Origin of the sequence: Streptococcus thoraltensis DSM 12221 (genome assembly GCF_000380145.1) — a bacterium.
Taxonomy (GTDB): domain Bacteria; phylum Bacillota; class Bacilli; order Lactobacillales; family Streptococcaceae; genus Streptococcus; species Streptococcus thoraltensis.
In genome coordinates this window covers 188,225-198,693 of sequence record NZ_KB904609.1, presented here as the reverse complement: position 1 = coordinate 198,693, position 10,469 = coordinate 188,225, and the positions used below count along the sequence as shown (strand labels likewise).

The 10,469-nt window shown below is 38.1% G+C and carries 12 protein-coding genes; all 12 read left to right on the top strand.

Going from position 1 to position 10,469, the window contains the following annotated elements; genetic code table 11:
• The first annotated feature begins 411 nt into the window (after positions 1–411).
• A complete protein-coding gene (locus tag A3IA_RS0107785; RefSeq protein WP_051072809.1) occupies positions 412–792 on the top strand; it encodes a DUF1033 family protein in 381 nt (126 codons plus the stop codon).
• 456 nt (positions 793–1,248) lie between these two features.
• Entirely contained in the window at positions 1,249–2,202 is a 954-nt protein-coding gene (comGA, locus tag A3IA_RS0107780) for a competence type IV pilus ATPase ComGA (protein WP_018380767.1), read from the top strand.
• Positions 2,096–3,154 carry a competence type IV pilus assembly protein ComGB gene (gene comGB / locus A3IA_RS0107775; protein ID WP_083902729.1) on the top strand — a complete coding sequence of 353 codons (1,059 nt, stop codon included), beginning with the start codon at positions 2,096–2,098 and terminating at the stop codon, positions 3,152–3,154. The genes comGA and comGB overlap by 107 nt, the downstream gene beginning before the upstream one ends.
• Positions 3,155–3,448: a competence type IV pilus major pilin ComGC gene (gene comGC / locus A3IA_RS0107770; protein WP_018380765.1), complete on the top strand. Its 294-nt coding sequence runs from the start codon at positions 3,155–3,157 to the stop codon at positions 3,446–3,448.
• The gene (gene comGD, locus A3IA_RS0107765) at positions 3,429–3,845 is read left to right on the top strand and encodes a competence type IV pilus minor pilin ComGD (RefSeq protein ID WP_018380764.1); all 417 of its coding nucleotides are present in this window, start codon (positions 3,429–3,431) and stop codon (positions 3,843–3,845) included. The genes comGC and comGD overlap by 20 nt, the downstream gene beginning before the upstream one ends.
• Positions 3,817–4,116, top strand: coding sequence for a competence type IV pilus minor pilin ComGE (comGE, locus tag A3IA_RS0107760; protein WP_018380763.1), 300 nt, complete (start codon positions 3,817–3,819; stop codon positions 4,114–4,116). Before comGD ends, comGE begins: the two co-directional genes overlap by 29 nt.
• A gap of 13 nt (positions 4,117–4,129) precedes the next feature.
• Positions 4,130–4,531 (top strand): competence type IV pilus minor pilin ComGF, encoded by a 402-nt coding sequence (gene comGF, locus A3IA_RS0107755; RefSeq protein ID WP_407832246.1) that lies wholly within the window; start codon positions 4,130–4,132, stop codon positions 4,529–4,531.
• The gene (gene comGG, locus A3IA_RS11985) at positions 4,497–4,913 is read left to right on the top strand and encodes a competence type IV pilus minor pilin ComGG (RefSeq protein WP_156802423.1); all 417 of its coding nucleotides are present in this window, start codon (positions 4,497–4,499) and stop codon (positions 4,911–4,913) included. Before comGF ends, comGG begins: the two co-directional genes overlap by 35 nt.
• A 42-nt stretch (positions 4,914–4,955) precedes the next feature.
• The gene (locus A3IA_RS0107745) at positions 4,956–5,909 is read left to right on the top strand and encodes a class I SAM-dependent methyltransferase (protein ID WP_018380760.1); all 954 of its coding nucleotides are present in this window, start codon (positions 4,956–4,958) and stop codon (positions 5,907–5,909) included.
• A 60-nt stretch (positions 5,910–5,969) separates the two neighbouring features.
• Positions 5,970–7,160 (top strand): acetate kinase, encoded by a 1,191-nt coding sequence (locus A3IA_RS0107740; protein ID WP_018380759.1) that lies wholly within the window; start codon positions 5,970–5,972, stop codon positions 7,158–7,160.
• A gap of 1,162 nt (positions 7,161–8,322) precedes the next feature.
• Positions 8,323–8,976: a response regulator transcription factor gene (locus A3IA_RS0107735; protein WP_018380758.1), complete on the top strand. Its 654-nt coding sequence runs from the start codon at positions 8,323–8,325 to the stop codon at positions 8,974–8,976.
• Complete coding sequence (locus A3IA_RS0107730; RefSeq protein WP_018380757.1) at positions 8,973–10,358, top strand: HAMP domain-containing sensor histidine kinase; 1,386 nt, start codon at positions 8,973–8,975, stop codon at positions 10,356–10,358. Before A3IA_RS0107735 ends, A3IA_RS0107730 begins: the two co-directional genes overlap by 4 nt.
• Positions 10,359–10,469 lie beyond the last annotated feature (111 nt).

The following is a 10,469-nucleotide window of genomic DNA, read 5'->3' as shown; positions in this document are numbered from 1 at the left end:
TATAGTCAAATGAATTAACTTTGAGACAAAGAACTGAGACGCGGGCAGCACTTGAGTAGGGCAAGGCGAAAGTGACGATGTCTCAACCTTAATTCAAAAGACTATACTTAACCAGGTAAGGTTCGTATTTGTGTAGTATTCTACAAGCAAATTATTATCACATTAAGCTATAATCTTATATAATAGACGTCACTAAAGGATTAGGGATAATCATTTGGAATACTTATTTTTGATTATATGACCAAAACATAATAGAGAGGAAAAGGGTGATTTAATTATCGAAAATATTCTCTTATAGTCGTTTGAAAAAGAAATAAGACTTTATTCAAATTGTTATAGAGCTATCTTAGTTTTTGTTCAAGCGAAGGATAAGATGATTTTCATAAAGAAACTAAAGACCCAGCACATGATATGGCTTATCAAGTGATAAAAATGTATGGCGACTTTGAACCTTGGTGGTTCTTAGACGATTGGCAAGAAGATATCACTGCTATTAAAGAGTTCCAAGTTTATGAAGATGCACTTGCTTATTATCAAGAAGAGTGGCAGTCTTTACAGGAACAATTTCCCAAGGTAAATAGTAAGTCGAACTTGATGTCAGCTTTTTGGCGTACAGATGATCAACGTTGGTGCGAAGAGTGTGGCGAAAATTTACAGCAATATCATTCCTTATTAATGTTAGGAAATTGGCAAGAACTTCCTGAAGATTTACAGGATTTGGATTTTGAACATCGAAATGCGGAAGGGATTCACCCCTCTTGCTCAATCAAACAACACAACACCTTATCGTGAGATAAGGGTATTCAGATTGGAGGAAAAGTCATTGTGGACGTTTTTCTTCAATCTTTTTGTCTTCCGAAAATAAAAAACTCCTAAAGACGTTGAAATAAGAGTATTTCTAGGAGTTTCCTTATTAGTTATCCCCTGCAAGATTTCCAAAATTATCAAATGTTCAGGGGTTGCCACATTCTAAACACTTTATCGTGAGATAAGGTGTTCAGGTTGAAGAAAAAGTCTATTTTAGATATCTTCCTCCAAGCTTTTTTTCTCAGTAGCCAAAAACAAAAACACTCAAAAACGCTGTTATTTCAACGTTTTTGAGTGTTTAATTATTCCCCATTTCCCTGCGAGATGTTCCGAAATATCAAAGTTGCAGGGGTTTGTCTACGTTCTGAACACTTTATCGTGAGATAAGGTGTTTTTTGCTGTTTTGGGAAATGATTACGAATAGATAGGTAAGGAGGTTTTATGGTTCAAGAATTAGCAAAAGAAATTATTGCTCAGGCAGTGGAATATGAAGCTCAAGATATTTATATCATTCCCCGAAAAGATGACTATGATGTCTTTATGCGAATTGGTGATGAAAGGAGATTTATTGAAACTTATGGCTTTGATCGTATGGCTAGTCTTATTAGTCACTTTAAATTTGTGGCAGGAATGACTGTCGGCGAAAAGCGTAGAAGTCAATTGGGATCCTGTGATTATGATTTTGGTGGCGATGAACTGGTTTCACTGCGTTTATCTACTGTTGGGGATTACCGTGGCTACGAAAGTTTGGTAATTCGCTTGCTTTATGATGGGCGTCACAATTTGCACTACTGGTTTGATGGTATGCGAGAAATCATGAAGGCAATTGACTCTAGGGGGCTTTATCTTTTTTCGGGACCAACTGGGAGTGGCAAGACGACTCTCATGTATCAACTTCTGCAAGAAAAGTTTAAAGATAAGCAGATTATTTCCATTGAAGATCCCGTTGAAATCAAGGATGATAGGATTTTGCAATTACAGCTTAATGAAGATATTAACATGACTTATAATAGTTTGATTAAGTTATCTCTGAGGCATCGGCCAGATGTACTTGTTATTGGTGAAATTCGTGATAAAGAAACGGCACGAGCTGCTATACGTGCCAGTTTGACAGGGGCAACTGTCTTTGCAACCATTCATGCTAAGAGTATCTCAGGGGTCTATCATCGCTTGGTTGAATTGGGTGTTTCAGAAGATGAAGTAAGGAATAGTTTGGCAGGTATTTGCTATCAACGGTTGATAGGAGGAGGTGGATTGATTGATGTGGCAAAAGATAATTTCCAAGACCATGTTCCGAGCCGATGGAACCAGCAACTGGCTGAGCTTTTTAAGGCAGGACATCTCACTAAGGAGCAAGTCCAAGCCGAGAGTATTAGCTATAAAAAAGCAGGTTAAAATCATTCAGCTTTTCAACAATCTCTTGGGATCTGGTTTTAATCTTCCTGAAACAGTTGATTTTCTAAAACGCAGTCAACTGATACCAGATAAGCAAATTCAGATTATGCATGAAACCTTATTAAATGGATTTGGTTTGCCGATTCTGATGAAAAATCTGGGTTTCTCAGATGCAGTTGTAACCCAGTTATCCTTAGCGGAGACTCATGGTAATAGTCAAAAGAGTATGACTAAAATTGAATCCTACCTGAGACAGGTCGGCTTAATGAGGAAAAAGCTAATTGAAGTGGCAACCTATCCGATTATTTTGCTGTTGTTTTTGCTTTTAATCATGCTGGGTCTTAAAAATTATCTCTTGCCCCAGTTAGAAGAAGGCAATGTAGCGACAACTCTTTTGGAACATTTTCCTCTCGTGTTTTTACTTGGAATGGTGACGCTTGTTTGTCTTAGTTTTTTGGCAGTTTATCTGGGTAAGAGAATGGAGCAGATTAGACTCTATCGTTTCTTGAGTAGTATTCCTTTTGTAGGTTATTTAATCAAGCTTTATCTGACAGCTTATTATGCGCGTGAATGGGGAAATCTTTTAGGTCAGGGTGTTGAGATGACAAGAATTGTGTCGCTTATGCAGGAACAGGAATCACGCCTTTTTTCAAGTATAGGTCGTGATATGCAGGCTGCTTTGTTGTCTGGTCAGTCTTTTCATGCTAAGGTTTTAGACTACCCCTTTTTCTTGAAAGAATTAAGCCTTATTATCGAGTACGGCAATGCCAAAGGCCATCTCGGTCAGGAGTTAGATGTCTTCTCAGAAGAACTTTGGGAGCAATTTTTCTATCGTTTGAATAGGGCCATGCAGCTAATTCAGCCCCTTATTTTTATCTTGGTTGCGCTTATGATTGTCATGATTTATGCAGCCATGTTATTACCAATGTATCAATCTATGGAGGTTATGTAAGTGAAGAATTATTTGGAACAAGTTAAAAGAAAATCGGTAAAAGCTTTCACTCTGATTGAGATGTTAGTCGTCCTTCTCATCATCAGTGTGCTCATGCTTTTATTTGTGCCTAATTTGAGTAAACAAAAGGCAGCTGTTGATGAAAAAGGTCAGGCAGCTGTCGTTAAGGTGGTGGAGAGCCAAATGGAATTGTATGAAATGAACAAGGATGTTAAACCGTCGGTTGATCAATTAGTGCAAGAGGGCTATATCACTCAAAAACAAGCAGATACCTATGCCAAAGCTAAACACTAAAAAGCTCAAGGCTTTCACTTTGATAGAAGCTCTGTTGACCTTGTCTGTTGTTACGTTTTTAGCCTTAACTACTAGTGGTTCTATCAAAAGCATTTTTAATCAGGTACAAACCAAGCTCTTTTTCATAGAATTTGAACAGGTTTATCGGGAAACTCAGCGCCTAAGCGCCAGCCAAGGCAAACAAGCAGTTCTACGAATCGGTAGTAACTACGTGGAGAATGCATTGGGACACTACGTGATTCCTAATACCATCGTTCCAGAAAAAGAGCAGGAAATTGTTTTTAATAAAGCTGGTGGTAATTCTTCGCTGGCTAAGGTTGTTTTTAAAACACCTGGGGAGCGTGTGACTTATCAATTGTATTTAGGGAGTGGTCAATATCAAAAGAAAAAGGATTAGAGCCTATATTTTATGGGAAAGTTTGCTAGCGACAGCTATTCTAGCTAGTCTGGCAAGTCTTCTCTTGGGGCAATTAAACTATCACCAAAGACAATTAAGGGCTTTAGATAGGCAAGCGCAAGCTCTGTCTGTGGCAATTATGGCAGTGCAAACCAATCAAAAACACTTGCGGAAGAATGGGCAAGACATCACTATTAGTCAATCTAGCGCTGAAACGATTATTAAGTCTGAGGAGAAGGAGATTTTTCGTGTTAAAACATTATCGCCTTAATGCCTTTACCCTGATGGAATGTTTGCTTGCTCTTATTGTTTTGTCGGGGTCTATTCAGGTATATCAAGCCATGACTAAGGTCGTGTCAGCTCATGTCCATGACATTAGTCAGCCTAGAGAACAGGATTGGTTGCTATTTTGCCAGCAATTTCGCTCAGAATTAGCAGGTTCTCGATTGGTTAAGGTGTCTGACGATAAACTAGTCGTCTTAAAAAATACCCAGACTCTGGCTTTTGGAAAATCCAAAAAAGATGATTTTAGAAAAACCAGTAGTGATGGCAGGGGGTATCAGCCCATGATTTACAAGCTAAAGTCAGCTCATTTTACGCAATTTGACCAGAGCGTAAGTGTTCAGATTATTTTTGAAGATGGAAGGGTGCGTGAATTTCTTTATGCTTTTGAAAAAGCGTCTTAAAGCAGGTGTTCTTCTATATGCGCTTTTGATGGCGGCTGTCTTGTCTTTGCTCTTAAATTTCTATACGCATCGTTTAAAAATGGCTTATCGCATTCAAGCAGCACAGCTAGCATCTAGCCAATCCTATGTTTTAGCTGAGTTGGCGAAGCCCATGGCTAAAGAGACTTCAGGAGAAATCCTTTTTGACAAAGGCAAGGTAGTTTACCAGTTTCGTGAGGATACTTTAGAGATGACAGTGATTGCTGATAATCAAGAATTTTCATATCACTTTCTTAAAGAAGCTCCGCCATTGTCAGCAGATAAAACAGTAGAAAAGACAAAAGTGAAAGCAGAAAGAAAAGTGCCTAAAGCAAGTCCTGATATGGCGTCTGAGCCTTTATAATGTCACCGAAATTTGGTATTATAGTCAAGTATCGGAGGAGCTATGAATTTTGAAAAAATCGAATCAGCCTATCAGTTGATTTTAGAAAATATCCAACTCATTGAAAATGAGATTAAGACTAATATTTACGATGCCTTGATTGAGCAAAATGCCTTCTATTTGGGTGCTGATAATGCGCCGGAAAAGGTTGAAGAGAACAACCAAACCTTGAAAGCCTTAGGCTTAACTAAGGAAGAGTGGCGTCGCGCCTACCAGTTTGTCTTTATCAAGGCTAGTCAGACTGAGCAGTTGCAGGCCAATCACCAATTTACACCAGATGCTATTGGTTTTTTGGTGCTTTATCTTTTGGAGAATTTGACCAGTCAAGAGCATCTTGATGTCATTGAAATTGGTAGTGGTACAGGAAATTTAGCTCAGACACTACTTAACAACAGTGACCGAGAATTAGACTATCTTGGTTTAGAGTTGGATGATTTGTTGATTGACTTATCAGCTTCTATTGCAGAAGTTATGGGCTCAAGCGTGAGTTTCGTTCAAGAAGATGCTGTCCGCCCACAAATCTTAAAAGAAAGTGATCTTATTATCAGTGATTTGCCCGTTGGTTATTATCCCAATGATACCATTGCTAAGCGCTATCAAGTTGCGGCGGCTAACGAGCACACTTACGCCCATCATTTGTTGATGGAGCAATCTTTGAAATACTTGAAAAAAGATGGTTTAGCGATTCTTTTGGCGCCGATAAATCTCTTAACGAGCGGGCAAAGTGATCTTTTGAAAAAGTGGTTGTCAGGCTATGCGGATATTTTAGCGGTGATAACTTTGCCTGAAACCATGTTTGGTAATCCTGCCAATGCCAAGTCTGTGTTTGTTCTTCAAAAACAGGCTGAGAATAAGCCCGAGACTTTTGTTTATCATTTATCAGATATTCAAAATCCAGAAGTTTTACAAGATTTTATGGAAAATTTGAAAATCTGGAAAGATGATAATGCCATTTAGGAAAGATTTTTGCTATAATGGTTAATGTATTATAGTAAACGATTTCAGAAGAGGTGACTTATGTCTAAAACAATTGCAATTAACGCTGGTAGTTCAAGTCTTAAATGGCAACTTTATAAAATGCCTGAAGAAGAAGTTCTTGCTGCCGGTATTATTGAACGTATCGGTTTGAAAGATTCTATTTCTACAGTTAAGTTTGATGGTAAAAAAGAAACAGAAGTTCGTGATATTGCTGACCATGTTGAAGCAGTTAAAATTCTTCTTAGCAACTTAACCAGCTTTGGAATCATCGAATCATTTGATGAAATTACTGGTGTTGGGCACCGTGTTGTAGCTGGTGGAGAAATCTTTAAAGAATCAACGCTTATCGATGATAAAGTTTTGGCACAAATCGAAGAATTGTCAGCCTTGGCACCTCTTCACAACCCAGCCAATGCAGCTGGTATCCGTGCTTTTAAAGAAATTTTACCAGACATCACAAGTGTGGCTGTATTTGATACGGCTTTTCATTCAACCATGCAAGAGCCTACTTACTTGTACCCAATCCCACGTAAGTACTACACGGATTTGCAAGTTCGTAAATACGGTGCACATGGTACCAGCCACCAATACGTTGCGCAAGAAGCTGCTAAACAAGTTGGTCGTCCACTTGATGAGTTGAAAATTATTACGGCTCACATTGGTAACGGTGTTTCTATCACGGCTAACTACCATGGACAATCGGTTGATACTTCTATGGGATTCACACCACTTGCAGGTCCAATGATGGGAACGCGTTCTGGTGATATTGACCCAGCTATCATTCCGTACTTGATCGAGCATGCAGATGATTTGGAAGATGCGGCAGCAGTGGTTAATATGCTCAATAAACAATCTGGTCTTCTTGGTGTATCAGATGTTTCAAGTGACATGCGTGATATTGAAGCTGGCATTCAAAACAAAGACAAGGGAGCAACTCTTGCTTATAATATGTTTGTCGATCGTATCAAAAAATTCATCGGTCAATATGTTGCTGTTTTGAACGGTGTTGATGTGATTGTCTTCACAGCAGGTATGGGAGAAAATGCTTATCTCATGCGTCAAGACGTGCTGGCTGGTTTGACGTGGTTCGGTATTGAAGTGGATCCAGAAAAGAATGTCTTTGGCTACTTCGGTGACATTACTACGCCAGAATCAAAAATCAAAGTCTTGGTTATCCCAACTGATGAAGAGTTGATGATTGCGCGTGATGTAGAACGTTTGAAAAAATAAGGTTCTAAAATAGAAAAATTCAGTGCTTCCGTGAGACCACTGAACGAAGACTCACGGTCAACTGTAGTGGGTGACTTATAGCTAAGTATGAGAGGGAATCGATTGATTCTCTCTTTTTGCATGTTCACAGAGATGAGCATCTAAAGAGAATCATCAGAAAGGTGCTTACTTCAGATACAGCAACTGGCTAGTCAGTCTGCACTTCTAACACCTAAGGTTAGTAACAAAATGGTATCGTTTCTTGAATGAAGTTTGATACATGGTGCCCTACTCATACTCAATGAAAATCAAAAGCAGACCTTGTTGACTTGATTTGATGAAGACAGTTCTATCTGCTATCTGTGTCGCCTAGTCTGCTTTTGATTTTCATTGAGTATCAAGCATTGTTCGGGTCTTGCGTTCCTTGTTCTGAAAGTTCATTCATTTGACTATAGTACCGTCGTCAAGCCTTCGCGAAAGGTAACATTATTTTTTCATCTAAAAACAGATTCAAGGACCTGTGGTTCAGTGCCAGTCAAGTCTGATTTTCTTTTTTCTCTCCACTCAAGACAGGCAATCTTCTGGAACAATTGAGATGTTGATAACGAATATCTCACTGGGATTTGCATCCGCCTATTAGTCGTTAACAGATTCATTTTTAGTGGATTATCGTTTTGGGTGAAGAAGGCAAGATGGCTCTTTTACTACTTTTATTATAAAATGCAGACCAATAGAGTCACGTTCTAATCAAAAAAACAGATAAAAAATAGATGAGCATTAGGTGATAAATAGATACGTTTGCTACACTAGTATTAACATAAAGGTAAAGGAGGGACTAAATGAAACTATCGATTTAAGAAAATATCCCCTCACTCTGTACCAAGTCAGACACTAGGTTTGTGGAAAATCATTACCCACAATCTTACCTATCTCTGTCTTCGTCAGTCTTATAAATAGCAGACTTTATACTTTCTTATAACCTTATTTCTTCCTTTATCAGTAGCCAATTTTTCTAAAGATTATTGAGACCTGTGCTAGCATCTATGAAGACTTTGGCTTGATTAAGTTACGCTTAAGAAGATAAAGGATTCTTTCAAAAGACAGGCTAATCACTAAATAGCATGTGATACAATAAGGATAATAGAAAATTTCACAAAGACGATAACGAAAAAGTGAGGAAACAATGTTTAAGATACTAGTAGTTGAAGATGATAAGACCATCAATCAAGTAGTTTGTGAGTTTTTAAAAGCTAATGGCTATGTTCCAGACGCTGCTTTTGATGGGGCAGAAGGATTGGAAAAATGGCGTAAGCAGTCTTACGATTTAATCATTTTAGATATTATGCTGCCATCTATTGGGGGCATAGAGGTTCTTGAAGAGATTCGAAAAACATCTGACATTCCTATTATTATGCTAACTGCTCTGGATGATGAGTATACACAGCTGGTCAGCTTTAATCATTTAATCAGTGACTACGTCACTAAGCCTTTTTCACCCTTGATTCTAATCAAACGTATTGAAAATGCCTTAAGAAGTGTGTCACAAAATGAGCGTTTAACCGTTGGTGAGTTAACAATCGATTTGGCTGAGTTAGCTGTTTCTTGGAAAAATGTATCCATCACCCTAACCAAAAAAGAATTTGAAATTTTAGAATACCTCGCTCAGCACCATCAGAAATTAGTAATGAGAGAGCAACTGATGGATGCTATCTGGGGATATTGTGAATTGGACAGTCGTGTTTTGGATAATCACATCAAAAACATTCGAAAAAAAATGCCTGGCATACCGTTGAAGACTGTTACTGGCATGGGCTATCTTCTAGGTGATCGAGCATGAAACTAATCAAAAAGAACTTTTTGGTGATTAATCTTCTCATCTTTGCCGTTGTCACGATTATACTGGGCATTCTCTATTTCATAATGCCCATCTATTATGAGAAGGTTAAAACGCAAGAGATCAAACAAGAATTTAGCAAAGTAAGTCGACGAATTGAAGGGAAATCCCTATCACAAGTCAGTAAAGTGCTCACCCAAAATACTAAATCAGATGTTTGGTATACCTTGGTCGATCAAAAGAATCATATGATTTTTCCAAGACTACAGATTAGCAGCGACGAAGATACTAGCGACATCATCATTGAAAAAGATGTTAACCCTCAAAACGAGGTGATGAAGCATACCTTTGCCTTAAAAAGTGGAGAAAAGGTCACTTTGTGGGGAGAATTATCCCTTCAACCTGTGTCTGATGCTAGCAAGGTTCTATTAAATCTATACCCGTATTTACTTCTCATGTCATTAACCATAGGTAGCATTGTTGCGTTTTTATACAGCAAAACGTCTAGCAGTCGTTTGCTCAAAATCTCAAAAACAACGCGAAAAATGGCAGATTTAGAAACCAACCTATCCTGTGACGTTAAAGGAAAAGATGAAATCGCCAATCTGGCTAGCGATATTAATAGGCTCTACGATAAGCTATTTACTACCATTAAGTCATTGAACAAAGAGTATGATAAATTAGCCGATTTAGAAAGAAGCAAGTCGGAATTTCTACGAATGACCTCTCATGAGTTAAAGACACCCATTTCTAGTGTCATCGGCATGATTGATGGCATGCTCTACAATGTCGGTGATTTTGCTAATCGCGATAAGTATCTAAGAAAATCCCGCAAAGTCTTAGAAGGGCAAGCTCAAGTCATTCAGACGATTTTATCATTATCGAAATTAGAAAACGGGGTAGCTCAGCATCAAGAAGTCTTCTCCTTAAAAAATGCCTTAGAGGAGGAGATGGAAGTTTACCATATCTTATCAGAGCTTGATGGGTATCAAGTAACCATCGAGTTAGAGGAACAATTGGTTAGAGCTAATAAAATGTATCTGCTAAAAGCCATTAAAAATATTATCGATAATGCTTTTAGATATACCAAACCCCAAGGTCAGATTATTATAGGTCTAAAAGATAATCAGCTAAGCATAAAAAATGAAGCGGAGATATTACTAAGCAAGGAGCAGCTCGACCAGCTATTTCAACCATTTTATCGCCCAGACTATAGCCGTTCCCGTAAAGATGGGGGAACAGGGTTGGGGTTATTTATTGCCCATCAGGTATTTGAACGCTACCACTTTGGTTATCATATGGAGATAGAAGATAAGCGGTGGGTAGCTTTTACCGTCACCTTTCCAAATCTAAAAAGTGGCATTACATCTTCTTTCACAGAGTAGGAAAAAAGTGTTATAGAAAAGTAATTTTTATTCTCTTTATCGCTTTAGCAATAGAATTAATATCAATAAGACCTAAATCCATTTATACCTATTACCAAACTAACAATATCA

What these genes read in the sequence shown, in the direction of transcription:
- comGD (WP_018380764.1), top strand. Translation starts at nt 3,429, where the DNA reads ATGCCAAAGCTAAACACTAAAAAGCTCAAGGCTTTCACTTTGATAGAA.
- A3IA_RS0107740 (WP_018380759.1), top strand. Translation starts at nt 5,970, where the DNA reads ATGTCTAAAACAATTGCAATTAACGCTGGTAGTTCAAGTCTTAAATGG.
- comGA (WP_018380767.1), top strand. Translation starts at nt 1,249, where the DNA reads ATGGTTCAAGAATTAGCAAAAGAAATTATTGCTCAGGCAGTGGAATAT.
- comGF (WP_407832246.1), top strand. Translation starts at nt 4,130, where the DNA reads ATGGAATGTTTGCTTGCTCTTATTGTTTTGTCGGGGTCTATTCAGGTA.
- A3IA_RS0107735 (WP_018380758.1), top strand. Translation starts at nt 8,323, where the DNA reads ATGTTTAAGATACTAGTAGTTGAAGATGATAAGACCATCAATCAAGTA.
- A3IA_RS0107730 (WP_018380757.1), top strand. Translation starts at nt 8,973, where the DNA reads ATGAAACTAATCAAAAAGAACTTTTTGGTGATTAATCTTCTCATCTTT.
- A3IA_RS0107785 (WP_051072809.1), top strand. Translation starts at nt 412, where the DNA reads ATGGCTTATCAAGTGATAAAAATGTATGGCGACTTTGAACCTTGGTGG.
- A3IA_RS0107745 (WP_018380760.1), top strand. Translation starts at nt 4,956, where the DNA reads ATGAATTTTGAAAAAATCGAATCAGCCTATCAGTTGATTTTAGAAAAT.
- comGB (WP_083902729.1), top strand. Translation starts at nt 2,096, where the DNA reads ATGTTCCGAGCCGATGGAACCAGCAACTGGCTGAGCTTTTTAAGGCAG.